The organism is Streptomyces sp. NPDC028314, from assembly GCF_055565795.1.
This window is the reverse complement of the sequence record NZ_JBVHTP010000004.1, coordinates 344,733-370,041: the sequence shown is the minus strand read 5'-3', so window position 1 is coordinate 370,041 and position 25,309 is coordinate 344,733. Positions and strand designations below refer to the sequence as shown.

Annotated in this window: 22 protein-coding genes and 2 tRNA genes; 4 read left to right on the top strand and 20 right to left on the bottom strand. The window is 71.6% G+C overall.

What is annotated here, in order from left to right:
* Positions 1–55: 55 nt before the first annotated feature.
* From ndk to folC, 3 genes are read right to left on the bottom strand one after another with little or no spacing between them, the layout of a single operon-like run.
* Entirely contained in the window at positions 56–466 is a 411-nt protein-coding gene (gene ndk, locus ACZ4TG_RS12595; protein ID WP_468161941.1) for a nucleoside-diphosphate kinase, read from the bottom strand.
* A 55-nt stretch (positions 467–521) separates the two neighbouring features.
* Complete coding sequence (locus ACZ4TG_RS12590; RefSeq protein WP_468161940.1) at positions 522–875, bottom strand: DUF4233 domain-containing protein; 354 nt, start codon at positions 873–875, stop codon at positions 522–524.
* A 4-nt stretch (positions 876–879) separates the two neighbouring features.
* On the bottom strand, positions 880–2,418 hold the full coding sequence (folC, locus tag ACZ4TG_RS12585) for a bifunctional tetrahydrofolate synthase/dihydrofolate synthase (RefSeq protein ID WP_468161939.1): 1,539 nt from the start codon (positions 2,416–2,418) through the stop codon (positions 880–882).
* A 117-nt stretch (positions 2,419–2,535) separates the two neighbouring features.
* Here folC and ACZ4TG_RS12580 point away from each other — a divergent pair, with 117 nt between their 5' ends.
* Entirely contained in the window at positions 2,536–3,585 is a 1,050-nt protein-coding gene (locus ACZ4TG_RS12580) for a rod shape-determining protein (RefSeq protein ID WP_468161937.1), read from the top strand.
* 16 nt (positions 3,586–3,601) lie between these two features.
* On the opposite strand, the gene ACZ4TG_RS12575 is transcribed toward ACZ4TG_RS12580, so the two are convergent.
* Both ACZ4TG_RS12575 and ACZ4TG_RS12570 read right to left on the bottom strand, forming a co-directional pair.
* Positions 3,602–4,750 carry a sensor histidine kinase gene (locus ACZ4TG_RS12575; RefSeq protein WP_468161936.1) on the bottom strand — a complete coding sequence of 383 codons (1,149 nt, stop codon included), beginning with the start codon at positions 4,748–4,750 and terminating at the stop codon, positions 3,602–3,604.
* Between the two features lie 293 nt (positions 4,751–5,043).
* A complete protein-coding gene (locus ACZ4TG_RS12570; RefSeq protein WP_468161935.1) occupies positions 5,044–7,665 on the bottom strand; it encodes a valine--tRNA ligase in 2,622 nt (873 codons plus the stop codon).
* 344 nt (positions 7,666–8,009) lie between these two features.
* Between ACZ4TG_RS12570 and ACZ4TG_RS12565 the strand changes: the two genes are divergently transcribed.
* The gene (locus ACZ4TG_RS12565; RefSeq protein ID WP_468161934.1) at positions 8,010–8,741 is read left to right on the top strand and encodes a hypothetical protein; all 732 of its coding nucleotides are present in this window, start codon (positions 8,010–8,012) and stop codon (positions 8,739–8,741) included.
* A 47-nt stretch (positions 8,742–8,788) separates the two neighbouring features.
* Here ACZ4TG_RS12565 and ACZ4TG_RS12560 read toward each other — a convergent pair whose 3' ends face one another.
* The 6 genes from ACZ4TG_RS12560 to ACZ4TG_RS12535 all read right to left on the bottom strand — a co-directional run bounded on the left by ACZ4TG_RS12560 (position 8,789) and on the right by ACZ4TG_RS12535 (position 14,000).
* A complete protein-coding gene (locus ACZ4TG_RS12560) occupies positions 8,789–9,064 on the bottom strand; it encodes a hypothetical protein (protein WP_468161933.1) in 276 nt (91 codons plus the stop codon).
* Between the two features lie 187 nt (positions 9,065–9,251).
* Positions 9,252–10,538, bottom strand: a complete 1,287-nt coding sequence (gene clpX, locus ACZ4TG_RS12555; RefSeq protein ID WP_376661031.1) for an ATP-dependent Clp protease ATP-binding subunit ClpX — start codon at positions 10,536–10,538, stop codon at positions 9,252–9,254.
* A 153-nt stretch (positions 10,539–10,691) separates the two neighbouring features.
* A complete protein-coding gene (locus ACZ4TG_RS12550) occupies positions 10,692–11,345 on the bottom strand; it encodes an ATP-dependent Clp protease proteolytic subunit (protein WP_468161932.1) in 654 nt (217 codons plus the stop codon).
* A 120-nt stretch (positions 11,346–11,465) separates the two neighbouring features.
* Positions 11,466–12,083, bottom strand: coding sequence for an ATP-dependent Clp protease proteolytic subunit (locus ACZ4TG_RS12545; protein ID WP_468161931.1), 618 nt, complete (start codon positions 12,081–12,083; stop codon positions 11,466–11,468).
* 286 nt (positions 12,084–12,369) lie between these two features.
* Positions 12,370–13,758, bottom strand: coding sequence for a trigger factor (gene tig, locus ACZ4TG_RS12540; RefSeq protein ID WP_468161930.1), 1,389 nt, complete (start codon positions 13,756–13,758; stop codon positions 12,370–12,372).
* A gap of 165 nt (positions 13,759–13,923) precedes the next feature.
* Positions 13,924–14,000, bottom strand: a tRNA-Pro gene (locus ACZ4TG_RS12535).
* A 178-nt stretch (positions 14,001–14,178) separates the two neighbouring features.
* Between ACZ4TG_RS12535 and ACZ4TG_RS12530 the strand changes: the two genes are divergently transcribed.
* Positions 14,179–14,249, top strand: a tRNA-Gly gene (locus ACZ4TG_RS12530).
* A 91-nt stretch (positions 14,250–14,340) separates the two neighbouring features.
* On the opposite strand, the gene ACZ4TG_RS12525 is transcribed toward ACZ4TG_RS12530, so the two are convergent.
* The 7 genes from ACZ4TG_RS12525 to ACZ4TG_RS12495 all read right to left on the bottom strand — a co-directional run bounded on the left by ACZ4TG_RS12525 (position 14,341) and on the right by ACZ4TG_RS12495 (position 22,532).
* Positions 14,341–14,805: a hypothetical protein gene (locus ACZ4TG_RS12525; protein WP_468161929.1), complete on the bottom strand. Its 465-nt coding sequence runs from the start codon at positions 14,803–14,805 to the stop codon at positions 14,341–14,343.
* Between the two features lie 330 nt (positions 14,806–15,135).
* Entirely contained in the window at positions 15,136–15,330 is a 195-nt protein-coding gene (locus ACZ4TG_RS12520; RefSeq protein ID WP_030159386.1) for a hypothetical protein, read from the bottom strand.
* Between the two features lie 167 nt (positions 15,331–15,497).
* Positions 15,498–15,953 carry an HD domain-containing protein gene (locus tag ACZ4TG_RS12515; protein WP_468161928.1) on the bottom strand — a complete coding sequence of 152 codons (456 nt, stop codon included), beginning with the start codon at positions 15,951–15,953 and terminating at the stop codon, positions 15,498–15,500.
* Positions 15,950–17,365: a pyridoxal phosphate-dependent decarboxylase family protein gene (locus ACZ4TG_RS12510; protein ID WP_468161927.1), complete on the bottom strand. Its 1,416-nt coding sequence runs from the start codon at positions 17,363–17,365 to the stop codon at positions 15,950–15,952. The genes ACZ4TG_RS12515 and ACZ4TG_RS12510 overlap by 4 nt, the downstream gene beginning before the upstream one ends.
* Positions 17,366–17,905: 540 nt before the next feature.
* On the bottom strand, positions 17,906–20,302 hold the full coding sequence (locus ACZ4TG_RS12505; protein WP_468161926.1) for an FtsX-like permease family protein: 2,397 nt from the start codon (positions 20,300–20,302) through the stop codon (positions 17,906–17,908).
* The gene (locus ACZ4TG_RS12500) at positions 20,302–21,249 is read right to left on the bottom strand and encodes an ABC transporter ATP-binding protein (RefSeq protein ID WP_468161925.1); all 948 of its coding nucleotides are present in this window, start codon (positions 21,247–21,249) and stop codon (positions 20,302–20,304) included. The genes ACZ4TG_RS12505 and ACZ4TG_RS12500 overlap by 1 nt, the downstream gene beginning before the upstream one ends.
* A 140-nt stretch (positions 21,250–21,389) precedes the next feature.
* The gene (locus ACZ4TG_RS12495; RefSeq protein ID WP_468161923.1) at positions 21,390–22,532 is read right to left on the bottom strand and encodes a SpoIIE family protein phosphatase; all 1,143 of its coding nucleotides are present in this window, start codon (positions 22,530–22,532) and stop codon (positions 21,390–21,392) included.
* A gap of 117 nt (positions 22,533–22,649) precedes the next feature.
* Here ACZ4TG_RS12495 and ACZ4TG_RS12490 point away from each other — a divergent pair, with 117 nt between their 5' ends.
* Complete coding sequence (locus ACZ4TG_RS12490) at positions 22,650–23,885, top strand: GNAT family N-acetyltransferase (RefSeq protein ID WP_468161922.1); 1,236 nt, start codon at positions 22,650–22,652, stop codon at positions 23,883–23,885.
* Positions 23,886–23,906: 21 nt separating this feature from the next.
* On the opposite strand, the gene ACZ4TG_RS12485 is transcribed toward ACZ4TG_RS12490, so the two are convergent.
* Both ACZ4TG_RS12485 and ACZ4TG_RS12480 read right to left on the bottom strand, forming a co-directional pair.
* A complete protein-coding gene (locus ACZ4TG_RS12485; RefSeq protein ID WP_468161921.1) occupies positions 23,907–24,713 on the bottom strand; it encodes an Fpg/Nei family DNA glycosylase in 807 nt (268 codons plus the stop codon).
* Positions 24,714–24,784: 71 nt separating this feature from the next.
* Positions 24,785–25,273, bottom strand: coding sequence for a ribose-5-phosphate isomerase (locus tag ACZ4TG_RS12480; protein WP_468161920.1), 489 nt, complete (start codon positions 25,271–25,273; stop codon positions 24,785–24,787).
* Between the last annotated feature and the right edge of the window lie 36 nt (positions 25,274–25,309).

Below are 25,309 nucleotides of genomic sequence, written 5' to 3'. Positions count from 1 at the left end.
GCTTCGGTGCGGGACCGGCTCGGAGACCGGCTCGGAGAGCGGGTCAGAGACCGGCTCAGAGAGCGGGGAAGAACAGCTTCAGCTCGCGCTCGGCGGACTCCTCGGAATCCGAGGCGTGGATCAGGTTCTCCCGGGTGATGGAACCGAAGTCGCCCCGGATGGAGCCCGGCGCCGCGGCGATCGGGTCGGTGGGGCCGGCCAGCTGGCGGACGCCCTCGATGACGCGCTCCCCCTCGACCACCAGGACGACGACCGGGCCGCTGGACATGAAGCCCATCAGGGGCTCGTAGAACGGCTTGCCCTTGTGCTCGCCGTAGTGCGTCTCCAGGGTCTCCTGGTCCAGCGTGCGCAGCTCCAGCGCGGGAATGGTCCAGCCGGCCTTCCGCTCGATCCGGCCGATGATCTCGCCGATCAGGCCACGACGGACGGCGTCGGGCTTGAGCAGGACGAGCGTGCGCTGGGTCATGTTCTAACTCCTTGCGGCATACGGGTGCGGTGGGACGAATCTACCGGCCCGGGCTTCAGGCCCGGGCCTCGGGCTCCGCGTGCGCGGCCGCCCAGCGGGCCTTGACCTCGTCGATCCGCCGCCCGTAGTGCACCGAGCACCACCACAGCCCCGCGAACACCGCCCCGAGGAAGAACATCGTCGGCACGACGAACCCGCTCAGGACGAGGCCCGCCTGGAGGGCCCACCCCAGCTGCACCGCACCCGGCCGCGACAGCATCCCGCACAGCAGCACCGACAGCAGCATCGCGACCCCGCACACCGTCCACACGGTCGCCTGGGTCAGGTCCGGGTCCTTCATGGCCACCAGCCCGGCGAAGCCGATCACGAAGAACTCGCCGATCAGCGTCGAAGCACAGAGCGTGCGCATTCCCTCAGCCCCTCTTGAACAGCAGGCGGGCCTCGCCCACCGTGATCACGGACCCGGTCACCAGGACCCCGGCCCCTCCGTACTCGGCCTCTTCCTCCGCAAGGGTGACCGCCGCCTCCAGGGCGTCGTCCAGCCGGGGCTCCACCTGCACCCGGTCGGGGCCGAAGACCTCGACCGCGACGGCCGCCAGCTCGTCGGCGGACATCGCCCGGTGGCTGGAGTTCTCCGTGACGACGACCTCCGCGAAGATCGGCTCGAAGGCCTCCAGGACCCCCTTGACGTCCTTGCCCTCGCTCGCCGCGACGACCCCGATCAGCCGGCTGAAGCCGAAGGCCTCGGTGACCGCCTCCGCGGTGGCCCGGGCGCCCGCCGGGTTGTGCGCCGCGTCCAGGACCACGGTAGGGCTGCGCCGGACGACCTCCATGCGGCCCGGCGAGGCCACCGAGGCGAAGGCCTTCCGTACGGTGTCCGCGTCCAGCTCCCGCGCGTGCTCCGCGCCGATGCCGAAGAACGCCTCGACCGCGGCCAGGGCCACCGCCGCGTTGTGCGCCATGTGGGCGCCGTACAGCGGGAGGAAGATGCCGTCGTACTCGCCGCCCACACCGCGCAGCGTCAGCATCTGGCCGCCGACCGCCACCTCGCGGGAGACGACCCCGAACTCCATGCCTTCGCGGGCCACGGTCGCATCGACCTCGACGGCCTTCTTCAGCAGCACCTGCGCCGCGTCCACCGGCTGCTGCGCCAGGATGACGGTGGCGTCCTGCTTGATGACGCCACCCTTCTCCTGGGCGATCTCGCCGGGCGTGGAGCCGAGCCGGTCGGTGTGGTCCAGGCTGATCGGGGTGACCACCGCCACCGAGGCGTCGATCACGTTGGTGGCGTCCCAGGAGCCGCCCATGCCGACCTCGATCACGGCCGCGTCCACGGGGGCGTCCGCGAAGGCCGCGTAGGCCATCCCGGTGAGCACCTCGAAGAACGACAGCCGGTACTCCTCGGCGGCGTCGACCATCTCCACGTACGGCTTGATGTCGTGGTAGGTCTCCACGAAGCGCTCGGCGCTGATCGGCGCCCCGTCCAGGCTGATGCGCTCGGTGATCGACTGGACGTGCGGGCTGGTGTAGCGGCCGGTGCGCAGCTCGAAGGCGTTCAGCAGGGCCTCGATCATGCGGGCGGTGCTGGTCTTGCCGTTGGTACCGGTGACGTGGATCGTCGGGTACGCGTGCTGGGGCTCGCCCAGTACGTCCATCAGCGCGGCGATCCGCGAGACGGACGGCTCCAGCTTCGTCTCGCCCCAGCGGGTGGCCAGCTCCTGCTCCACCTCCTGGAGCGCCTTCGCCACCTCCGGGTCCGTGGGGGCGGCCGGCACCTGGTCCCCCTGCGGTCCCCCGCCGTGTGCGCGCAAGGTACGGCTGCCGGCCTCGATCACCGCCAGGTCGGGGTCGCGGTCCGACTCCTCCGCGATGATCTGGTCGAATTCGTCGGCCGCGTCGAAGGGTCGGCCGGCGTCGTCGGGGCCATGGCTCTCGGGCTGCTGCTCACTCACGGGGCCAGTCTACGGACGAGGACCCGTAGGACTTTCGGCCCGGCCGTTTCAGGACCTTCGGCAGCGAAAGCGACCGGATCGTTATGCAAGCCTTGCGGGCAGGAGATTGGGGAACAAATGCCGCAGGCCAGCAGCAACAAGACGACGTCCAGCCGCGACATAGGGATAGACCTGGGAACCGCCAACACGCTCGTCTACGCCCGGGGCCACGGAATCGTCCTCAATGAGCCGTCCGTGGTCGCGGTCAAGGCCGGCACGACCACCGCCCTGGCCGTCGGGACGGAGGCCAAGGAGACCATCGGCCGCACCCCCGGCTCCATCACCGCGATCCGCCCCCTCAAGGACGGGGTGATCTGCGACTACGAGGCCGCCGAGGAGATGATCCGGCACTTCGTGCGCAAGGCCGTCCCGGGCCGGCGGCCGCGCACCCGCATGGTGGTCTGCGTACCGTCCGGGGTCACCCCCGTCGAGCGCCGGGCCATCGTCCACGCCTCCACCCGGGCCGGGGCCAAGGCCGTGCACCTGATCGAGGAACCGATGGCGGCGGCGATCGGAGCCGGCCTGCCGGTGTCCGAGCCGCGCGGTTCGATGGTGGTGGACATCGGCGGCGGCACCTCCGAGGTCGCCGTCATCTCGCTCGGCGGCATCGTCACCTCCCAGTCCCTGCGGGTCGGCGGGGACCGGCTGGACGGCGCGATCATGGACTACGTGCGCAAGGAGCACTCCCTGCTCATCGGCGAGCGCACCGCCGAGGACGTCAAGGTCGGCATCGGCTCGGCCTGGCCCGTCCCGGACCGCCCCGAGCTGGAGACCCGTACCTTCACCGTCCGGGGCCGCGAGAAGGTCGGCGGCATGCCGAAGACCCTGGAGCTGAACGCGGCCGATGTGCGGGCCGCGCTCGACGAACCGGTCGAGGCGATCATCGCGGCCGTGCGCACCACCCTGGAGGAGTGCCCGCCCGAGCTGTCCGGCGACGTGATGGAACACGGCATCGTCCTCACCGGCGGCGGCGCCCTGCTGCCGGGCCTGGACCTGCGCATGGCCTGCGCCACCGGCATCCCGGTCTTCGTCGCGGACTCCCCGCTGGACTGCGTGGCCCTGGGATCCGGCAAGTGCGTCGAGGACCTGGACACCCTCAACAGCCTGCTGGCCCCGGCGAAGGCCTGACCGGCGCGGCGACCCCCTAGGAACGCGGCAGGGTCGCCACGACGAGGTAGGAGTCCTCGGTGCGGGTCGCCGTCAGGTTTCCCCCGAGGCTGCGGACCCGTTCGGACATGCTCGCCGTGCCGGAGCCCGCCGAGACGGGGGCGCGCGTCGGGTTGCGGTCGGGGAGGCCGTTGCTGACGGCGATCCGCAGCTCGGGGCCGTCCGCCCGCACCGAGACCTCGATGGTCTCGCCCCGGGCGTGCTTGGCGGCGTTGGTGAGGCACTCCTGCACCACGCGGTAGACGGCCGCCTGCCGCAGCGGCGACACCCCGTGCACCTGCGGGTCCATGACCAGCCGTACGGGTGAACCGGCGCGCCCGCTCTCCTCCGCGAGCGCCGCCAGCCCGTCCACGCCGGGGGTGGCGGACGGGTCCCCGCGCTGCACGATGATCTCGTTCAGCACCAGGTGGGCCCGTCGCGCGGTGTCGGCCAGCTCCTCGAAGTCCGATCCGTACGACGTCTCGCGCGCCCGCATCGACAGCACCTCGGAACGCACCGTCAGCAGGGTCAGTTCCCGTCCGACGAAGTCGTGCACGTCCCGGGCCACCGAGGTGCGCTCCTGCTGGACGGCCTGCAGCACCGCCGACTCGGCCCGCCGGGTGTCGAGCTCGCGCACCAGGTCGTGCCGGTAGGCGGCGATCCCGACGGCCGAGGCGAGGACCCCGATGGGCACGACCAGGCTGAGGAAGGCGCTGAGGGTGCCGGCCGCCGGCTCGGGCCAGCCGGGCACGCTGAACACCGCGAGCGCGAAGGCCACGTACCCGATGGTGGCCAGGATTCCGGCGCGGCGGCCCCGGTAGCGGCCGACGGAGTAGAGGGCGAACTGGATCAGGGTCAGCTCGTGCAGCCAGCCGACGAACAGCAGTGCGGTGAGGTACGCGAGCCAGGGCATCCGGCGCCGGACCAGCAGGCTCGCGCAGCCGACGGCGAGGACGGCGGCGGCCATCCAGCCGTTGAGGGAGTTGTCGGCGGCGGCCAGGCCCGGCAGGTCCAGCGCCATCAGGGCGAGGCAGCTCAGGGCGGTGAGGATGTCCAGCGCCCGCGGGGAGCCGGCCCAGCCCTCGGTGAGCCGGCGGCCGGCGGCCACGACCCGGTGGACCGCCGAGGCGACGGGCTTGACGTGCATGTCCCCATCATCCGTGGTGAGCGGTGCCCATCGAATCGCTCGGCGGGGCATAAAAAGTGATATGCGGCACTCCGGATGGATACCGGCAGGGCCGGACGGCCCTGCCGGCCGTCGGCCGTGACGCCGCCCCGTCCGCGGGGTAGGGATATGGCGAAGGCCCCCACATCGACCGACGGTGTGGGGGCCTTCGCCTCGGGGACTTCCGAGTCCGCTGGGGCTCTGCGGCCGCTGGGACTCTGCGGCCTCTGGGACTCTTCGGCCGCTGGGACTCTGCGGCCGCTGGGGCTTACGGGCTAAGCGGCCGGCAGCGAGGCCAGCTGGGCCTGGATCCGGGCGATGTCCGCCTCGGCCTTGGCCAGTCGGCCCTTGATCTTGTCCACGACGTTGTCGGGGGCCTTGGCCAGGAAGGCCTCGTTGCCGAGCTTGCCTTCGGCCTGCTGCTTCTCCTTCTCGGCAGCGGCCAGGTCCTTCGACAGCCGCTTGCGCTCGGCGGCCACGTCGATGGTGCCCGACAGGTCCAGCGCGACCGTGGCGCCGCCGACCGGGAGGGTCGCGGTGGCGCTGAACTCCTCGCCCTCCGGCTGAAGGCGCAGCAGCTGCCGGATGGCGCCTTCGTGCGCGGCCAGCGCGGTACCGGCCAGGTCCAGGCGGGCCGGGACCTTCTGGCCCGGCTGCAGACCCTGGTCGGCGCGGAACCGGCGGACCTCGGTGACCACGGCCTGGAGGTTCCCGATCTCGGCCTCGGCGGCCTCGTCGCGGAAGCCGCTGTCCTTGGGCCAGTCGGCGACCACGAGGGACTCGCCGCCGGTCAGGGTGGTCCACAGGGTCTCGGTGACGAAGGGGACCACCGGGTGCAGCAGGCGCAGGGTGACGTCGAGGACCTCGCCGAGGACCCGGCCGGAGACCTTGGCGCCCTCGCCGCCCGCGAAGAAGGTCGTCTTCGAGAGCTCGACGTACCAGTCGAAGACCTCGTCCCACGCGAAGTGGTACAGGGCCTCGCTGAGCTTCGAGAACTGGAAGTCCTCGTAGTACACGTCCACCTGCGAGACGGTCTTGTTCAGCCGGGACAGGATCCACCGGTCGGTCGCCGACATCTGCTCGGGGGCCGGCAGCTCGCCCTCGATGGTGGCGCCGTTCATCAGCGCGAAGCGCGTGGCGTTCCAGATCTTGTTGGCGAAGTTCCGGGAGGCCTGGACCCAGTCCTCGCCGATCGGGACGTCGGTGCCGGGGTTGGCGCCCTTGGCCAGGGTGAAACGGACGGCGTCGGAGCCGTACTTGTCCATCCAGTCCAGCGGGTCGACGACGTTGCCGAAGGACTTCGACATCTTCTTGCCGCGCTCGTCGCGGACCAGGCCGGTCAGCGCGATCGTCTTGAAGGGGACCTCGCCGTCCATGGCATAGAGGCCGAACATCATCATCCGGGCGACCCAGAAGAAGATGATGTCGTGGCCGGTGACCAGGACGTCGGTGGAGTAGAACTTCTCCAGGTCCGGGGTCTTCTCCGGCCAGCCGAGCGTGGAGAACGGCCACAGGCCGGAGGAGAACCAGGTGTCGAGGACGTCGGTGTCCTGGGTCCAGCCCTCGCCGGTCGGGATCTCGTCGGCCGGTCCGACGCAGACGATCTGACCCTCCGGGCCGTACCAGATCGGGATCCGGTGGCCCCACCACAGCTGGCGCGAGATGCACCAGTCGTTGAGGTTGTCGACCCAGTCGAAGTAGCGCTTCTCCATCTCCTGCGGGTGGATGGCGACCCGGCCGTCGCGGACCGCGTCACCGGCGGCCTTCGCGAGCGGCTTGACGCCGACCCACCACTGGAGCGACAGGCGCGGCTCGACCGTGGTGCGGCAGCGCGAGCAGTGTCCGACGGAGTGCGTGTACGGACGCTTCTCGGCGACGATCCGGCCCTGCTCGCGCAGCGCGCCGACGACGGCCGAGCGCGCCTCGAAGCGGTCCAGGCCGAGGAAGGGGCCGTGGACGGTGATGACACCGTGCTCGTCCATGATCGTCATGGATTCGAGGTTGTGGCGCTGGCCGATCGCGAAGTCGTTCGGGTCGTGCGCGGGGGTCACCTTGACCGCGCCGGTGCCGAACTCCGGGTCGACGTGCGTGTCGGCGACGATCGGAATGGTCCGGTCGGTCAGCGGCAGCTTGATGCGGGTGCCGACGAGGTGCTTGTAGCGCTCGTCGTCCGGGTGGACGGCGACGGCGGTGTCCCCGAGCATCGTCTCGGCGCGGGTCGTCGCGACGACGAGGCTGTCCTCGCCCTCGCCGTACCGGATGGAGACGAGCTCGCCGGCGTCCTCCTGGTACTCCACCTCGATGTCCGAGATGGCGGTCAGGCAGCGGGGGCACCAGTTGATGATGCGCTCGGCCCGGTAGATCAGGCCGTCGTCGTACAGCTTCTTGAAGATGGTCTGGACGGCGCGGGACAGCCCCTCGTCCATGGTGAAGCGCTCACGGGACCAGTCGACGCCGTCACCGAGGCGGCGCATCTGGCCGAGGATCTTGCCGCCGTACTCTTCCTTCCACTGCCAGACGCGCTCGACGAACTCCTCGCGGCCCAGGTCGTGGCGGGACTTGCCCTCCTCGGCGAGCTGCTGTTCGACCTTGTTCTGGGTGGCGATACCGGCGTGGTCCATGCCCGGCAGCCACAGCGCCTCGTACCCCTGCATCCGCTTGCGGCGGGTCAGGGCGTCCATGAGCGTGTGCTGGAAGGCGTGCCCCAGGTGCAGGGAGCCGGTGACGTTCGGCGGCGGGATGACGATGGTGTACGGGGGCTTCTCGCTCGCGGGATCGGCCGTGAAGTACCCACGCTCCACCCAGCGCTCGTAGAGCTTCGCCTCTACCTCGGCCGGCGCGTACTGGGTCGGCAGTTCGGAGTCGGGGCTGCTGGGTGTCTGCGTGTTCTCGGTCACGGGGCACAGTTTAGAGCGGTAACAGTCCAGTCATGAAACCGGTAATCCAGGGGCCCGGCGCCGTGGGTCCGTTCGGCTTCCGCCAGGATGTCTGGAGCGCATAAAGATTCCTGAAGGGGGACACGGGCATGAGTTACAACCAGCCGGGACCGTACGGCGGCCAGCAGCCGCAGCAGCCTGGACCTTACGGGGGTCCGCCGCCGCAGCAGCCCGGCCCCTACGGCCAGCCCGCTCCGCAGCCCGGCTACGGCTACCCCCAGCAGCCGCCCCCGCCGGGCGTCCCGGCGCAGGGCTACCCCCCGCAGCCCGGCCAGCAGCCGGGCTACGGCTACCAGCAGCCGGGCATGCCCCAGCAGGCCCCGTACGGCGGCATGCCCCCGCAGCAGCCGCCGAAGAAGTCCAAGGCCGGCGTGGTCATCCTCGCGGTGGTCCTGGTAGCGGCCATCGCGGGCGGCGGCTACTACTTCCTGGGCAAGGGCGGCGGTGGCGTGGCCGCCGATACCAAGGGCTACAAGCTGACGTTCCCCGCGTCGGTCGACTCGTTCGCGCAGCCGCCGGACAAGTCGCCGGTGCCGGACGTCCCCCTGGAAGGGGAGAAGAAGGCGAAGGCCGAAGCCCTCGGGGTGCAGAACCCGCACAGCTCGGCCGCCGCGTACTCGAACACCCCCGACGGCAAGGGCAAGGTCCTCAACGCCAACGGGCTGTGGGGCGACATCTCCGACCCGGAGAAGGCGGTCGACGCCTACTTCGCCGCCGTCGGCGTGGGCAACAAGGAGACCGAGGCCCTGGGGATCAAGCAGGAACTGGTCGGTGCCCCCAAGGCGTTCACCCCTGCCGGGTTCAAGGGCGGCGTCATGAAGTGCGCCGAGGTCAAGACGACCTTCACGAAGGCCACCAAGCCCGGAGCTCCCAAGCAGATCGTGGTCCCGTCCTGCACCTGGGGAGACCACTCCACCCTGACGAACGTCGCCCTCGTCGACCAGGCCGCAGCCCTGCTCGGCAGCAGCAGCGGCACCCAGGAGGACGTTTCCAAGCTGGCCGCCAAGCTGTACAACACCTCGCGCACCAAGGCCTGAACGACGCATGGGGCCCGGAACGGTACTGGGCCCCATACGGCGCAGGCTCAGCGGCGCGCGGCCTGATTGCAGGCCTCGCGGGCGTCGTCCAACTTCACGGAGACCGACACCAAGAGGTTGAAGCAGATCTGCTCACCTATGAAGCCGTCCTGCCCGTGCTGGCACGCGCTTATCACGTTGGGCCCGACGTTGTAGCTCAGGTTGCGCATGTAGTTGGTGCAGTCCGTGGCCGTCGCCTGGGCGGGTGACGCCGCGAGAACGGGCAGAGCGCCCGCCATCGCCGTTGCCGCGAAGAGTCCGATCATCCGGCGCGCCTTGATCATGCGCCCGCTCCTTACCCACTGTGGATCATTACCGATCAGTAGTTGATCGGACGACTCGCATAGAGTCCACAGAAATAAGACTTATGACCGAATATCATGCCCTGTCGACTGGTTCTCGACATACAAGAAGGGGCGCCCCCGGCCAACCGGCCGGGGGCGCCCCTTCTCGTACGTGTAGCGGTACCGGCTACGCCGACTTCTCGTGCGGGCCCTGGTCCTTCGGGACGATCCGCGGGACCAGCGTCGGGTTGACGTTGGAGCGGACCACGTCGGCGGTGATGACCACGCGGGCCACGTCCTTGCGGGACGGGACCTCGTACATCACCGACATCAGGACCTCCTCCATGATGGCGCGCAGGCCGCGCGCGCCCGTCTGGCGGAGGATCGCCTGGTCCGCGATGGCCTCCAGCGCCTCGCGCTCGAAGTCCAGCTCGACGCCGTCGAGTTCGAACAGCCGCTGGTACTGCTTCACCAGGGCGTTGCGCGGCTCGATCAGGATCTGGAGCAGGGCCTCGCGGTCGAGGTTGTGCACCGAGGTCAGTACGGGGAGGCGGCCGATGAACTCGGGGATCATCCCGAACTTCACCAGGTCCTCCGGCATGACCTCGTGGAACTGGTCGCTCGCCTCGATCTCGCGCTTCGAGCGGATCGTCGCCCCGAAGCCGATGCCCTTGGCACCCGCGCGCGACTCGATGATCTTCTCCAGGCCGGCGAAGGCGCCGCCCACGATGAAGAGCACGTTCGTCGTGTCGATCTGGATGAACTCCTGGTGCGGGTGCTTGCGGCCGCCCTGCGGCGGGACGGAGGCGGTCGTGCCCTCCAGGATCTTCAGAAGGGCCTGCTGGACGCCCTCCCCGCTCACATCGCGGGTGATCGACGGGTTCTCGCTCTTGCGCGCGACCTTGTCGATCTCGTCGATGTAGATGATCCCGGTCTCGGCCTTCTTGACGTCGTAGTCGGCCGCCTGGATCAGCTTGAGCAGGATGTTCTCGACGTCCTCGCCGACGTACCCGGCCTCCGTCAGCGCCGTCGCGTCGGCGATGGCGAACGGGACGTTGAGCATGCGGGCCAGCGTCTGGGCCAGCAGGGTCTTGCCGGAGCCCGTCGGGCCCAGCAGCAGGATGTTGGACTTCGCGAGCTCGATCGCGTCGTCCCGGCCCTGCGCGCCGCCGTTCTCGCCGGCCTGGACCCGCTTGTAGTGGTTGTAGACCGCTACGGAGAGCGCCTTCTTCGCCGGCTCCTGGCCGACGACGTAGCTCTCCAGGAACTCGTAGATCTCACGGGGCTTGGGGAGTTCCTCCCACCGGACCTCGGAGGTCTCCGCGAGTTCCTCTTCGATGATCTCGTTGCAGAGGTCGATGCACTCGTCGCAGATGTACACACCGGGTCCTGCGATGAGCTTCTTCACCTGCTTCTGGCTCTTTCCGCAGAACGAGCACTTGAGCAGGTCGCCGCCGTCACCGATGCGTGCCACGAGGTGCTTCCCCTTCGCCTGGGAGACGCCTGGTTCAGCGCTCCTGGTGCCTCATATCCGACGGTACCTTGCCGGGGGCCCCGTGCGGGGCCCCCTTGACGTGGTTCACATCGCCTTCGTGCGACGGCGCTCCACGCCAACTGGCGGCAAGGATCAGACCGCGCTGCTCTTGCGGGTCGAGACGATCTGGTCGATCAGGCCGTACGCGAGCGCGTCCTCGGCCGTCAGGATCTTGTCGCGCTCGATGTCGTCGCGGATCTTCTCGATCGGCGTCGTCGAGTGCTTGGCCAGCATGGTCTCCAGCTGGTCGCGCATGCGCAGGATCTCGTTGGCCGCGATCTCCAGGTCCGAGAGCTGCTCGCGGCCGGTGCCGCCGGACGGCTGGTGGATCAGCACGCGGGCGTTCGGCAGGGCCATGCGCTTGCCGGGGGTACCGGCGGCGAGCAGGACCGCGGCGGCGGAGGCCGCCTGGCCCATGCAGACCGTCTGGATGTCCGGCTTCACGAACTGCATGGTGTCGTAGATCGCCGTCAGCGCGGTGAAGGAGCCACCGGGGCTGTTGATGTAGATCGAGATGTCGCGGTCCGGGTCCATCGACTCCAGGCACAGCAGCTGCGCCATGACGTCGTTGGCGGAGGCGTCGTCGATCTGCACGCCGAGGAAGATCACGCGCTCCTCGAAGAGCTTCGCGTAGGGGTCGTACTCGCGCACGCCCTGCGAGGTGCGCTCGACGAAGCGCGGGATGACGTAGCGGTTGTCCACCTGAGCGCCGGTGTGGAGGCCGCTCGCGGGAGAGAGGTTGTTCATGTACATCTGGGTGTTCACCGTCCTGGTGGCGTTCTGCGGGCTGTGGCTTGCCTGGTGCGGGCGGGCGTACGGGGCGCCGTACGAGGTGTCGTAGGGCCTCCCGCGCGCCGCGGGCCGGGATCAGGCCCCGGTGCCGCCACCGCCCGGGACCAGCGACGCGGCGGAGATGATCTCGTCGATGAGGCCGTACTCCTTGGCCTCCTCCGCCGTGAACCAGCGGTCGCGGTCGCCGTCGCGGATGATCGCCTCGACGGTCTGGCCGGAGTGGAGGGCGGTGATCTCAGCCATGCGCTGCTTGGTGCGCAGCAGGTACTGGGCCTGGATCTTGATGTCCGAGGCGGTGCCGCCGATGCCGGCGGAGCCCTGGTGCATCAGGATGTCGGTGTTCGGCAGCGAGAAGCGCTTGCCCGCGGTACCGCCGGTGAGCAGGAACTGGCCCATCGAGGCCGCCATGCCCATACCGATGGTGACGACGTCGTTCGGGATGTACTGCATGGTGTCGTAGACCGCCATGCCGGCCGTCACGGAGCCACCGGGGCTGTTGATGTACAGGTAGATGTCCTTCTCCGGCTCGGCGGCCAGGAGCAGGAGCTGCGCCGTGATCTTGTTCGCGATGTCGTCGTCGACCTGCTGGCCGAGGAAGATGATGCGCTCGCCGAGCAGCCGGTTGTAGACATGGTCGCCGAGGCCGCCACCGATGGACGGCTCACCCGCGGCGTAAGGCTTCAGATTCGTCACGTATCCACCTGCTCGTCTCCGACGGCCACATGCCGTCTCAGCGTCTCGTTCTGGGGCGCGGACCAACCGGTACGGACGATGTCCGCCGGCTTCGGGTACTCCCGTGCCCTCGTATTCATGGACCCTAACGCGCAGGTAGGACAACGCCATCCCGCTTCCCGAACTGTTCGCTCGGAGCGCAAGGTCCGGGGCCCTTCGGCGGGACGTGCCGGAGGGCCCGGACGCGACTGCGTCCGGGCCCTCCGGGACTTGGCTCAGGGCTGCGCGCGGGGCGCCGCCCGGGGTGTTACTTGGCCTCGTCGGCCTCGGCCTCGGCGGCGTCACCCTCGACGGCCTCGACGGTCTCGGTGGTCTCGTCCTCGTCCTCGTCGGACAGGTCGACGACCTCACCGTTGGTGTCGGTGACCTTGGCCTTCTCGACGACGACCGCGAGGGCCTTGCCGCGAGCGACCTCGCCGACCAGCATCGGGACCTGGCCGCCCTCGACGACCGCCTGGGCGAACTGGTCGGGGGACATGCCGGAGGACTGCGCGCGGCGCATGAGGTGCTCGGTGAGCTCCTCCTGGTTGACGCCCAGCTTCTCCTTGTTGACCAGGGCGTCCAGCAGGAACTGGGTCTTGATGCCCTTGACGGCCTGCTCGGCGGTCTCGGCCTCGAACTCCTCGACCGTCTTGCCCTGGATCTCCAGGAACTTCTCGATGGTCAGACCCATCTGGCCGAGCTGGTGGTGCTCCAGGTTGTGCTTGCGGGTCTGGACCTCGTCCGCGAGCAGCTTCTCGGGGACCGGGATCTCCGCGAGCTCCAGGAACTTCTCCAGGACGCGCTCCTGGGCCTGGGTGGCCTGGTCGTACTGCTTCATGTTCTCGAGGCGCTTGCGGCTGTCCGCCTTGAGCTCTTCGAGGGTGTCGAACTCGCTCGCCATCTGGGCGAACTCGTCGTCCAGCTCCGGGAGCTCCTTGGCGGAGACCTTGGTGACCTTGACGGTGACCTCGGCGTCCTTGCCCTCGGCGGAGCCGCCCTTCAGCTGGGAGGTGAAGGTGGCTTCGCCACCGGCCTCCAGGCCCTTGACGGCCTCGTCGATGCCTTCGAGAAGCTCGCCCGAGCCGATGGTGTAGGAGACGTCCTGAGCGACGCCGTCCTCGAGCACCTCGCCGTCGACCTTGGCCTCAAGGTCGATGGTGACGACGTCGCCGTCCTGGGCGGCGCGCTCGACGTCCTTGGTGGACGCGAAGCGGCCGCGCAGCTGCTCGACCGACTCCTCGACGTCCTCGTCGGAGACCTCGATGGCGTCGACCTCGACCTCGATGCCCGCGTAGTCCGGGATCTCGATCTCGGGGCGGACGTCGACCTCGGCGGTGAAGGCCAGCAGCTCGCCGTCCTTCAGCTCCGTGATGTCGACCTCGGGCTGGCCCAGCGGGTTCAGGTCGGCCTCGTTGACGGCCTCGGTGTAGAACTTCGGGAGGGCGTCGTTGACGGCCTCCTCCAGCACCGCACCGCGGCCGAAGCGCTGGTCGATGACGCGGGCCGGGATCTTGCCCTTGCGGAAGCCCTTCACCGTGACCTGCTGGTTGATCTTCTTGTAGGCCGCGTCGAGGCTGTCCTTGAGCTCCTCGAAGGGCACCTCAACAGTGAGCCGAACCCGAGTCGGGTTCAGGGTCTCCACGGCGCTCTTCACGGTTCGGTCTCCTTGTGGCTGACTGCTGGGGGTTCTGCCGTCGCGCTGCGATTCAGCGGTTCAGCGGATTCGGCCCGGCATCAGACACACGGGCACGCAGCTTGCATAGTAACCGCAAGCGGCAATCAGCCCACAACGCGATCTTCGTGAAGGCGCGGCTGGTGATGGTCGGGGTGGCCGGATTCGAACCGACGACCTTCCGCTCCCAAAGCGGACGCGCTACCAAGCTGCGCCACACCCCGTCGGTGCGACACGTAGGGTACATGCCCGGAGACCCTCCGACACGCGCGTTTCCCGCGGAGCCGGGCGCGCGCGTGACCGCGGACACGGCGCGGGCACGGAAAGGGGTGTGCGATCCCCTCCCCCGACCCGCTAGGATGCTGTTCGTGCCACGGTCCCCGGACCTGCGGCGCGAGCGTTGCGGGTGTAGCTCAATGGTAGAGCCCTAGTCTTCCAAACTAGCTACGCGGGTTCGATTCCCGTCACCCGCTCTTGATGGCTCAGGGCCAGGTCAGAGGATGTTTCCTCGACCTGGCCCTGATGCGTTCCGGGGGTTCCCCGGTCATTCCGGGGGTTCCCCGGTCATTCCGGGGCGGGCTTCCACCACCAGCCGGCTTCCTTGCGCCGCCTGCCCCAGAGCTCGGCCGAGGTGTCCAGCTTGGGTTCCAGGCCGCCCTGCAGCCTGCGATGGGCTCCGGCGAGGAACGAGAGCCGCATGTGCAGGTCCTGCTCGTGCGATGCGGAGTAGTCGTGGGCCAGCGCGACCGCCTGGTCCACCCGGCCGGCCAGTCTGCGGTGGAGTGATTGCTTGGTCACCCCGTAGAAGCCGGCCAGCGCGTCCCATGACACCCCGCCCTGGCGCAGGACGGCGCAGGTCTGCGCTTCGAGGGCCGACATCTCGTTCCTGAGCTTGGCGCACGCGGCAGGAGAGTTGGCGATCTCCGAGGTGGGATCGGCCAGTCCGGCGAGGGAGCTGGCGACCCCCAGTGCCGTGCTGGACCTCAGAACCAACAGCTCGCGCATGTTCGCTTCGAAGGAGTTCCCCATAGCGGTCAGCATGACGGAGAACCGTCAGCTTTTTGCTGACTTCACGAAGGCCGCGACTGGGGAACCTGGCAGGGCAGCCAAGTACCGCCCGCACCGATGAGGTTGGCCCCTGACACGGTGCGGACGGCAGGACGCCCATGAGGAGGCATCGTATGAGTCTCGTTCCCAGCCCTGCGGTCCTGTCAAGCAAACAGCCGTCCGATCGGGGGGTGCCCCGAGCCGCGCGCCTGCCCGCTTCCCCGCCGGTCTACGCCGGGCGGAAGGGGTCGCCCGTCCCGAGGTCGGCCCGGGCCCGCTCGTGAGGTTCCCCGAGAGCCGGGGGCGTGCCCCCTAGAGCTTGATGCCGGCGATGGTGTCCGCGAGGGAGTTCAGGAAGCGGTTGACGTCCGGGGCGATGGAGCTGGACGCCAGGAAGAAGCCGAAGAGGACCGCGACGATCGCGGGGCCGGCCTTGATGTGGTTGCCGCGGATCAGCACCACCAGGATGACCGCCAACAGAACCACCACTGACAGCGAAATGGCCACTACTGATCACACCTTCGGTCGTCCCCTGGTCGGCCTGGGGCCCACGCCCCCACATGCACCATCCTCCCACCAACGGGGCCTGGCTATCCGTCTCGTGACGAATCGCCGCGGCTTCTTTCACGCCGACCCGACGTGCGGGAGGCATATTTCGGGGCGCGATTGCCGTGTCACGGGGCCGTGAGGCCGAGAAGGGAGCGGACATAGGCGTACTTCGCGGACAGCCGGTCGCGGGTGGGGGCGTCGAGTACGGACAGGCGTACGGGGTCGGCGTTGTGCGCCAGGTCCGCCTCCTTGACCAGGAGGGCGCCGGGGGTGGCGAGGATGCGGGCCGCGTACTGCTCGACCGGCTCGCCCGGGATCTTGGTGAGGGCCAGCACCATGGCCTTCACCGGGGCGGGCAGAGCGGCCGATTCGAGCCAGGCCGCGGTCAGGGCGTCGTCCTCGATCGAGTCGTGGAGCCAGGCCGCCGCCTGCTGTTCGGGCGTGCCGCCGCGCAGGCGGACCCCTTCGGCCACGGCCGCGAGGTGCTCGGCATACGGCCGGCCGGCCTTGTCGGTCTGGCCCTCGTGCGCCCTGCGGGCGAGGGCCTCGACCTCGAGGAGAGTCAGGGCGCGGTCCGTCATGTGAGCTCCCTTGCTGCCGTACGGAGAGCCTGCGCGGCTCGGCGCACATCCGCCTGCGTGGTACGCCAGTTGGAGAACGCGGCGCGCAGGGCCGGGGTTCCCGCGTAGACGGTGGGCGTGACGAAGACCTCCGGCTGGACCGCCTCGCGCAGGGCGGTCAGACGGGCCTGGGTGGGGGCCTCGGCGAGGGTGAAGCAGACGACGTTGAGGCGGACCGGGGCGAGGACCGTGAAGGCCGGGTCCGCGTCGAGTTCGGCGCCGAGGGAGCGGGCGCAGGCGATGTCGCGCTCGACGATCTCCCGGTGGCCTTCTCGGCCGTACGCGCGGAGGGTGAACCACGCGGCGAGGGCGCGCAGCCGGTGGGAGTTCTCCGGGGTGAGGTGGACCAGGTCGGGGTGCTCGCCGAGCGGGCCGAGGTAGGCGGCGGCGTTCTGGAAGACGCGGGCCTGCAGATCGCGGCGACGGGTGAACTGGACGGCGCTGTCGTAGGGGACGTTCAGCCATTTGTGCAGGTCGACGCAGACGGAGTCCGAGGCGTCGAGGCCGTCGGTGAGGTGGGCGTGTTCCGGGGAGAGGGCGGCGAAGGCGCCGAAGGCCGCGTCGGTGTGCAGCCAGAAGGTGTGGCGGTCGCGCAGGGCCGCGATGGCGGTGAGGTCGTCGAAGTCGACGGTGTTGACGGTGCCGGCGTTGGCGACGACGACGGCCGGGCCGGGGGTGTCCGCGAGGGCCCGGTCGAGGGCGGCGGGGTCCACCGCCTCGCGGCCGGGGAGGGTGGGGACGGGAACCAGGGCGCTGCGGCCGAGGCCGAGGACGGAGAGGGCCTTGGCGATGGAGGAGTGCGGGGCGCCGGAGAGGACCCTGACGGGGCCGAGGGCGGCGGCGCCGTCTTCGGAGACGGAGATTCCGCGCTGCTCTCCGAGCCATTCGCGGGCGATGGCGAGGCCGGTGGTGTTGGACATGGTGGCGCCGCTGACGAAGGTGCCGGTGTGGGCGGGGGTGAGGTGGAAGAGGTCGCGCAGCCAGGTGACGGTCTCGCATTCGAGGGCTTGGCCGGCGCCGTCGAGGGCGGAGTTGGAGTTCTGGTCGTGGGCGGCGGTCAGCCAGTCCCCGGCGAGGGCGGCGGGGGTGGCTCCGCCGGTGACGAAGCCGAGGTAGCGGGGGCCGGCGGAGGCCGACAGGCGCGGTGCCCAGCGGTGCTGGAAGGCGGCGAGGGCGGCGGCCGTGCCGGTGCCGTGGGTGGGGAGGGGGTCGGGGGTCCCGTCGCCGGGGGGCCGGTCCGCGGTGGGCCGGTCCGCGGTGGGCGGTACGACGGGACGTGTGTCCAGGGTGGCGAGGGCCTCGGCGGCTGCGCGGCGGGTGGCGTCGAGGAGGTCGGGCAGGGCGGCGAGGTCGGCGGCGAGCGTGCGGTCCATGGGGGCACGGTAGGCCGTCCGGCGGCGCGGGGGACGGGCCAATCGGGGGTGATTGGCCCAGGTCCGGCCCCGGGCCTGGCCCCCGGGCCGGGGGTTGCCGGGTGCGGCGCCGTCGCGCGAGCGGCCCCGGCTGCGCCGGGCTTCCTGGGGCTCCGCCCCAGACCCCGCGCCCCAAACGCCGGCGAGGCTGAATATGGCCGGGTGCAGGCCGGGCGAGGCCGCATGTGGCCCGGTGCCGGCCCGACGAGGCCGGATGGCGTCGCGGACGGCCGGCTGGTCGACTGCGGCGCGGAGCCGGTCGTACCGGGGGGCTGTCCGGGGCTCTGGGTCCTGGGCGAGCAGCGGCGTCCGGTGGAGGTGGCCGTCGGTCGGGCTCCGGCCGGGGCGGGCCGCGGCGGTGGGGGGCTGGGGCGCAACCTGGTCACCGGCGCGGCCGGGGCCGCGGTGGACGGGTGGGTGATGGGCCGGGCTTCCCCGGCCGGGCGTGCCCCGGGCGGTCCTCGAGGCTTCGATCGGCCGACCGGGGGGCTCGGGCGGCTCTCAGGCCGGGGATGACGGCCGGGCGGTGAGGAGGCGCGCCGGGAGGGTCGTCGCGGCCAGCCCCAGGGCGAGGGCGGCGGCCGCGAAGGACCCGTAGAGCAGGGGCGGGATGTACGGGTCCGCGCCGGTGAGGACGTTGGTCAGCGGGACCAGCGTGGCCAGCGCGATGGCCGAGCCGAGTCCGATGCCCGCGCCGGTGATCAGCAGGGCCTCCCAGCGGAGCATCCGCAGCACCTGGCGGCGGGTGGAGCCGACCAGCCGGAGCATCCGCAGTTCGTGTCGGCGGTCGAGGACGGTCATCACCAGGGTGTTGGCGGCGGCCACGGCCGCGAAGCCGCCGAGGACGGCCGCCATGGTGGTGTTCGCCCAGGCGTTGAGTGCCCGGCCGAGGTCCTCGGCGGAGGTCCACGCCGAAGCCGGTACGGCCGGGCCGGCGCCCGCCGGGACGGGTCCGCGGATCAGGAGTTCCGTGGGGCGGCCGGCCGTGGTGTGTCCGGCCAGGTCGGCGGCCGGGAGGGTGACCTGGCCGAGGCCGAGGCCGCGGGTGTAGACGGCGACGATCTCGGGACGGGCCGCGGCGCCGTCGGGCAGCCGCAGGTCGATGCGGTCTCCGACGGAGGCCTCGGCGGAATCGGCGAGGGTGCGGTCGACCGCGACCGTGCCGGGCCGCAGGTTCGCGAGGGAACCGGCGCGGACGCCCAGGTCCTGGACGGAGGCGAGGTCTCCGGTGACGCCCTGGGCGGAGGCGGTTTCGAAGTGGCGGCCGCCGCCGGAACCGAGCACGGCCAGGACGGAGGTCCGGGTGAGCGCGACCCCGCCCTCGGTGGCCCGTGGGTCGGTGACGACGTGGTCGGCGAGCAGACCCGCCTCCTGCTGCTGGCGGGTGGCCCGGTCCTGGCTGGTGTGCAGGAAGACCAGGGTCGAGGAGAAGGCCATGGCGAGCACGATCGGGGTGATCGCGGAGGCCAGTCGGCGGGCGTTGGTACGGGAGTTGGCGGCGGCCAGTGAGCCGGCCGGACCGGCGGCGCGCAGCGGGAGGCCGAGGACGGCCGCGCAGGCGCGGGCGACGAGCGGGCCGAGCAGGGCGACGGCGAGCATGAAGAGCATGACCACGCCGAGGGCGGCGTTGGCGGCGTCCTCCCCCGTGGCGTTGGCGGCCAGGCCCGCGCAGACGGCGCCGCCGGCCAGGGCGGCGAGGCCCAGGGGGGTACGGATCCACCCGGGGCGCAGGCGTTCCACGGCGGCCGCGGCGAGGGCCTGGCCGGGCCGGATCCTGGCGGGCCGGCGGGCGGCGGACCAGCCGGCGACCAGGGCGGTGACGAGCCCGATGCCGATGGCGGAGGCCAGCGGGATCCACGAGACGGCGAGCTCGACGGGGGCAGGGATCGCCCCCTTGGCCTTGAGCTGCCCGAACCACCAGGAGGCCAGGGCGATGCCGGGTACGCAGCCCAGCACCCCGGCGGCCGGTGCGACGAGCAGGGCTTCGGTGGCGACGGTGCGCCGGATCTGGCGGGGGGTGGCTCCGACGGCGCGCAGCAGGGCGAACTCGCGGGAGCGCTGGCCCACGGAGAGGGCGACGGTACCGGCGGCGGTGAACACGGCGACGAGGGTGGCCGTGCCGCCGAAGGAGCCTCCGAGTCCGGCCAGCAGCTGCTTGGCGCCCTCCAGCTGGGGGTCCATGACGCGGGCGGAGCCGGTCAGCACCCGGGCGCGGCCGTCGACGGCCGCGCGGGCGGCCGCGGCGGTGGCATCGGTACCGGGGTCGGTAGCGGCACCGGCACCGGCACCGGCACCGAGGAGCACGATGGCGTCCAGCGCGTCGGGGTGCCCGGACAGGGCGCGCGCCTCGGCGTCCGAGAACCAGGCCCCGGGCCGCTCGGTGCGCCCGACGACCCGGAACTCCCGCTGCCCGGCCGGGGTGTCCAGCCGTACGCGGTCCGGTCCTGCGGCGCCCAGGACGACCTCGCCGGGGCCCGCCGGAGCACGGCCCGCGCTGAGCTTCGTACCGGTGAAGGCGGTGGAGCCCCAGCCGTACGCGTCGACGGTGGCGCCCGCGTCGTCCCGTACGGGGAACACCACGTCGGGCACGGCCCGGCCCAGCGGGGCCAGCCGCTCCAGCAGGGCCGCGTCGACCCTGGCCCGCTCGGGAACGCCGGCCGAGGCCTCGTAGGCCCCCTCGCCGCTGCCCACTCGCAGGCGGACCTGCTGGTCGGCGGCGATGACGACGGGGGCCCCGGCGTAGCGGGTGGGAGGGACGCTCGCCCGCAGTCCGCTCTCCAGGAGGATCCCGCAGGCGGAGACGATGGCGACGGTCATGAGGAGGGCGACGAAGGTGCCGGCGAAGGCGGCGGGCCGCAGCCGCAGGGCGGCGCGGGCCAGGCCGTTCGGGGTGAACATCAGGCGGCTGCTCCCGTGAGCACCGGGGCTGCGGTGAGGGCGGACATCCGGGCGGCGACGGTGGCGGCGGAGCTGCGCGGCAGCCGGTCCGCGATGAGCCCGTCGGCGAGGAAGAGCACCTGGTCGGCGTGGGTGGCGGCGACGGGGTCGTGGGTGACCATGACGACGGTGGCTCCGAGGGAGTCGACGGCGGAGCGCAGCAGGCCGAGGACCTCGGCGGCGGTGGTGGTGTCGAGGGCGCCGGTGGGCTCGTCGGCGAAGACCACGTCGGGGCGCGTGACGAGGGCCCGGGCGATGGCGACGCGCTGCTGCTGGCCGCCGGAGAGCTCGGCGGGGCGGCGCCGGCCCTTGCCCTCCAGGCCGACGCGGGCGAGCAGGTCGGCGGCGCGGGCCCGGTCCTGGCGCCCGCCGGCGAGGCGCATCGGGAGCAGGACGTTCTGCTCGACGGTGAGGGAGGGCAGCAGGTTGAAGGCCTGGAAGACGAAGCCGAGGCGGCTGCGGCGCAGCTCGGTCAGCTGGTTCTCGTTCATGCCGGTGATCTCGGTGCCGCCGAGGCGGACGGAGCCCTCGGTGGGCAGGTCGAGCCCGGCGGCGCACTGGAGGAACGTGGACTTGCCGGAGCCGGAGGGGCCCATGACGGCGGTGAAGCTGCCGCGCGGGAGGCTGAGGTCGATGCCGCGCAGGGCGTGCACGGCGCCGGGGCCGCGCCCGTACCGGCGGCGTACGCCGCGCAGTTCGACGGCGGCCGGGGCGGGGTGCGCGCCGGCGTGCGGGGCGTCGCCCGGCGAGGGCGGTGCGTCGTACGCCGCGCCGCCGCGCGTCCCGTGGACGCCGTCGGACGGCCCGGCGTACGTACCGTCGTGCGCCGTGCCGTACGCGCTTTCGCCCGCCGTCCCGTAGGCCGTCGGCCGCTGCTCCTCGCGCCGCTTCCTCCGCAGGATCCCCATGGTGTGCCCGTCTTCCGTGTCCGCCGATCACGTGCTGATCGTGTCTTCGACGCTACGGAGCGGGGCGGGGCGCGGGCCATGGCGGAACCTGGCGGACCGGTGGTGGGGTAAACCCCACCACCGGCTCACCCGCCACCGGCTCACATGGAGCGGCGGATCAGCAGCAGGGCGCGGTCGTCGTTGACGTCCTTGGCGACCTTCTCGATCAGGTGCCAGGCCGCGCCCTCCCAGCCGGCGGCGACGTAGCGGTCGGCTTCGCCGGTGAGGCGGTCCATTCCCTCGCTGATGTCGCGGTCGGCGGTCTCGACGAGGCCGTCGGTGAAGAGCATCAGGACGTCACCGCGCCGGAGGTTGCCGCGGGCGGGCTCGAATTCGGCTCCGTCGTAGACGCCGAGCAGCGGGCCCTCGCCGGAGACCTCCTGCCAGCGGCCGGTGCCGGCCGAGAGCTGGAGGGCCGGGAGATGGCCCGCGGAGAGCAGTTCGTAGTCGCCGGTCTCCAGGTCGAGGACGAGGTGGATGGAGGTGGCGAAGCCCTCCTCCCAGTCCTGGCGGAGCAGGTAACCGTTGGCGGCGGGCAGGAAGCCGTGCGGCGGGAGCGCACCCAGCAGGCCGCCGAAGGCCCCGGACAGCAGCAGGGCGCGCGAGCCGGCCTCCATGCCCTTGCCGGAGACGTCGGTCAGGACGATCTCCAGGGTGCGGCCGCCGTTGGTGCGCGCGGCGACGACGAAGTCGCCGGAGAAGGACTGGCCGCCGGCGGGGCGCAGGGCCATCTCGCGGTGCCAGCCGGCCGGCAGGGAGGGCAGTTTGCTCTGGACGCGGATCCGTTCGCGCAGGTCGAACAGCATGGTGCCGCCGCGCCGCCAGGGCACGCCGACGCGGCTGCGGAACTGGGCGATGACCAGGCCGAAGAACCCGCAGGCCGCCACCACGAGCACGGTGCCGGGGGTGACCCGGGCCGGGCCCAGGGTGTAGGGGCCGAGCACGAGGGCTTCGACGATCAGGGCCGCGGCGGAGGCCGCGTACAGGGCGAGGAGGCTGGCGGGCCGCAGCAGCAGGCCGCCCGCCACGATGGGCAGGACCAGTGCCGCCGGGGAGAACCAGACCGGCATCATGAGCGTGCCGCAGGCGATCGCGGGCACGCTCAGGAGCAGCCCGGCGAAGGCGAGCCAGTCGGAGGCGTCGCCGCGGAAGTAGTCGACGGCGGATTTGCGCAGGGCGGTGCGGGCCCGGTGCGACAGCATGCGCGTCCGGGCCATGAGCGTCTCCACACGTGCTCCGGCCATTGCTTCGGGACCTTATCCATCCTGGCTGTGCGTGCGCAGGGGTACCCCCGGACCTGAGGGCGATCGGCGGTCGAAATCATTTCGCCTGGGAGGGAATGCCCTGGTAAGGATGGTCATATGGCTCTTGAGACGCGCGTGTTGAAGGCTGATGAGTGGGATTCCTGGTACGACAACCTGGAACTGGCGTTCGGCGGTGTGCCCGAATTGTCCGCGCAGCGGGAACTCTACAAGTCCCTGACGGAGCTGCCGCGTTCGCTGGGCGTCTGGGACGGGGGGACCTGCGTCGGCTCGTCCGGCGCCTTCAGCTTCCGGCTTTCCGTCCCGGGCGGCGCACTGGTGCCCGCGGCGGGGGTGACCATGGTCGGTGTGGCCCCGACCCACCGCAGGCGCGGGGTGCTGACCTCGATGATGCGCCGCCAATTGGATGACATCCGGGCGGGTGGTGAACCGCTCGCCGTGCTGACGGCCTCGGAGCCGGCGATCTACGGCCGGTTCGGCTACGGCACCGGGACGTACAGCCTGAGCGTGGACATCGACACCGCCCGGGTACGGCTTTCCGTGCCGCCGGGGACGGACGAGGTCCGGCTGCGCCTCGTGGACCCGGAGAAGGCGCTGCCCGACTGCGAGCAGGTGTACGCCGCGCTCGTCCCCCGGCGGCCCGGGATGCTCGCCCGGCAGGCGGGCTGGGAGCGGCAGGCCGTACTGGACCCGGAGAGCAGGCGGGACGGGATGTCCCCGCTGAAGTGCGTGGTCGCGGAGCGGCCGGACGGCCAGATCGCCGGGTACGCCCGCTACCGGGTCAGGGCCGACTGGGACCTGACCGGCGCGCAGGGCTCGGTCGAGCTGGCCGACCTCGACGCGCTGGACCCGGCCACGACGGCCGCGCTGTGGCGCTACCTGTTCGAGCTCGACCTGACCTGTTCCGTACGGGCCTCCAAGCGCCCGGCGGACGATCCGGTGCTGCACCTGGTCAGCGACATCCGGCGGTCGCGGCCCACCCCGCGCGACGCGCTGTACGTGCGGCTCGTCGACCTGCCGGGGGCGCTGGAGGCGCGGGCGTACGCGGGCCCGCTGGACGTGGTCCTGGAGGTGGAGGACGCGTTCTGCCCGTGGAACGAGGGGCGGTGGCGGCTGACCTCCGACGGGTCGGGCGCGGCGGCGTGCGTGCGGACCGCCGAGCCGGCCGGACTGGAGCTCTCCGTCCGCGAGCTCGGCTCGGCCTACCTGGGCGGGATCACGCTGAGCGCGCTGGCCGCCGCCGGGCGGGTCCGCGAGCTGCGCCCGGGAGCCCTGACGCAGGCTTCGCGCGCCTTCGCGGGGGACGTGGCCCCCTGGCTGCCGCACGGGTTCTAGCAGGAGCGGAACCGGGCTCTCCTAGCGCTGCTGGCAGGCCGGGCACCAGAAGAGGTTGCGGGCGGCGAGACCGGCGGTGCGGATCTCGCCCCCGCAGATGTGGCAGGCCATGTTCGCCCTCCGGTAGACGTACACCTCGCCCCCGTGGTCGTCCACCCTGGGCGGGCGGCCCATGGCCTCGGGCAGGTGTTCGGCGCGGACGGTGTCGATGCGGTTGTTCCGTACGCCCTCGCGCATGAGCAGGACCAGGTCGGCCCAGATCGCGTCCCACTCGCGGCGGGTCAGGTCCTTGCCGAGCCGGTACGGGTCGATCCCGTGGCGGAAGAGGACCTCGGCGCGGTAGACGTTGCCGACGCCCGCGATCACCTTCTGGTCCATGAGCAGCGCGGCGACGGTGGTGCGGGAGCGGGAGATCCGCCGCCAGGCGCGGTCCGGGTCGTCGGCCGGACGCAGCGGGTCGGGGCCCAGGCGGTCGTGGACCGCCTTCTTCTCGCCCTCGCCGATCAGCGCGCAGGCGGTGGGACCGCGCAGGTCGGCCCAGTGGTCCTCGTTCAGCAGGCGCAACCGGACGGTGTCGGCGGCGGGCGGGGCCGGGGCGGGGCCGAAGCCGAGCTTGCCGAAGAGGCCGAGGTGGATGTGGATCCAGGCGTCGCCCAGCTCCAGGAAGAGGTGCTTGCCGTGTGCCTCGGCGCCCTCCAGCTCGCGCCCGTCGAGCAGGGCGGCGCTCTCGGCGAAGCGGCCCTGGGGGCTGCTCACCCGTACGGTCCGGCCGGCGAAGCGCTCGGTGTGGTCCTGGGCGAGGCGGTGGATCGTATGCCCTTCGGGCACGGCGGCTTCTCCTGCTCTGGGGCCGGACGTGCCGGTGCCGCCGGACGCGGGTCCGGCGGCACCGGTGGGTCCTACTGGTCCTGCGGGTGGTGGGCCGGGATCGGGGGGAGCTCACCGGTCTGCTCGTAGGCCGAGAGCATGTCGATGCGGCGGGTGTGGCGCTCCTCGCCCGAGTACGGGGTCGCGAGGAAGGCCTCGATGAAGCTCACGGCCTCGTCCTGGGTGTGCATCCGGCCGCCGACGGAGATGACGTTGGCGTTGTTGTGCTCACGGCCGAGCTTGGCGGTCTCGACGCTCCACGCGAGGATCGCGCGGACGCCCTTGACCTTGTTCGCGGCGATCTGCTCGCCGTTGCCGGAGCCGCCGATCACGATGCCGAGGCCGTCGGCGTCCGCGGCGGTCTTCTCCGCGGCGCGCAGGCAGAACGGCGGGTAGTCGTCCACCGCGTCGTAGATGTGGGGCCCGCAGTCGACGGGCTCGTGGCCGTTGTCCTTGAGCCAGTCCACGAGGTGGTTCTTGAGCTCAAAGCCGGCATGGTCGGATCCGAGATACACGCGCATGGGTCGAGTGTGGCATGTGAGGGCTCGGGGGCCCGC

Coding starts and splice junctions, on each gene's coding strand:
- ndk (WP_468161941.1), bottom strand. CDS start 466: ATGACCCAGCGCACGCTCGTCCTGCTCAAGCCCGACGCCGTCCGTCGT.
- ACZ4TG_RS12590 (WP_468161940.1), bottom strand. CDS start 875: ATGCGCACGCTCTGTGCTTCGACGCTGATCGGCGAGTTCTTCGTGATC.
- ACZ4TG_RS12580 (WP_468161937.1), top strand. CDS start 2,536: ATGCCGCAGGCCAGCAGCAACAAGACGACGTCCAGCCGCGACATAGGG.
- ACZ4TG_RS12575 (WP_468161936.1), bottom strand. CDS start 4,750: ATGCACGTCAAGCCCGTCGCCTCGGCGGTCCACCGGGTCGTGGCCGCC.
- ACZ4TG_RS12565 (WP_468161934.1), top strand. CDS start 8,010: ATGCCCCAGCAGGCCCCGTACGGCGGCATGCCCCCGCAGCAGCCGCCG.
- ACZ4TG_RS12560 (WP_468161933.1), bottom strand. CDS start 9,064: ATGATCAAGGCGCGCCGGATGATCGGACTCTTCGCGGCAACGGCGATG.
- ACZ4TG_RS12550 (WP_468161932.1), bottom strand. CDS start 11,345: ATGAACAACCTCTCTCCCGCGAGCGGCCTCCACACCGGCGCTCAGGTG.
- ACZ4TG_RS12525 (WP_468161929.1), bottom strand. CDS start 14,805: ATGGGGAACTCCTTCGAAGCGAACATGCGCGAGCTGTTGGTTCTGAGG.
- ACZ4TG_RS12515 (WP_468161928.1), bottom strand. CDS start 15,953: ATGACGGACCGCGCCCTGACTCTCCTCGAGGTCGAGGCCCTCGCCCGC.
- ACZ4TG_RS12510 (WP_468161927.1), bottom strand. CDS start 17,365: ATGGACCGCACGCTCGCCGCCGACCTCGCCGCCCTGCCCGACCTCCTC.
- ACZ4TG_RS12505 (WP_468161926.1), bottom strand. CDS start 20,302: ATGTTCACCCCGAACGGCCTGGCCCGCGCCGCCCTGCGGCTGCGGCCC.
- ACZ4TG_RS12500 (WP_468161925.1), bottom strand. CDS start 21,249: ATGGGGATCCTGCGGAGGAAGCGGCGCGAGGAGCAGCGGCCGACGGCC.
- ACZ4TG_RS12495 (WP_468161923.1), bottom strand. CDS start 22,532: ATGGCCGGAGCACGTGTGGAGACGCTCATGGCCCGGACGCGCATGCTG.
- ACZ4TG_RS12490 (WP_468161922.1), top strand. CDS start 22,650: ATGGCTCTTGAGACGCGCGTGTTGAAGGCTGATGAGTGGGATTCCTGG.
- ACZ4TG_RS12480 (WP_468161920.1), bottom strand. CDS start 25,273: ATGCGCGTGTATCTCGGATCCGACCATGCCGGCTTTGAGCTCAAGAAC.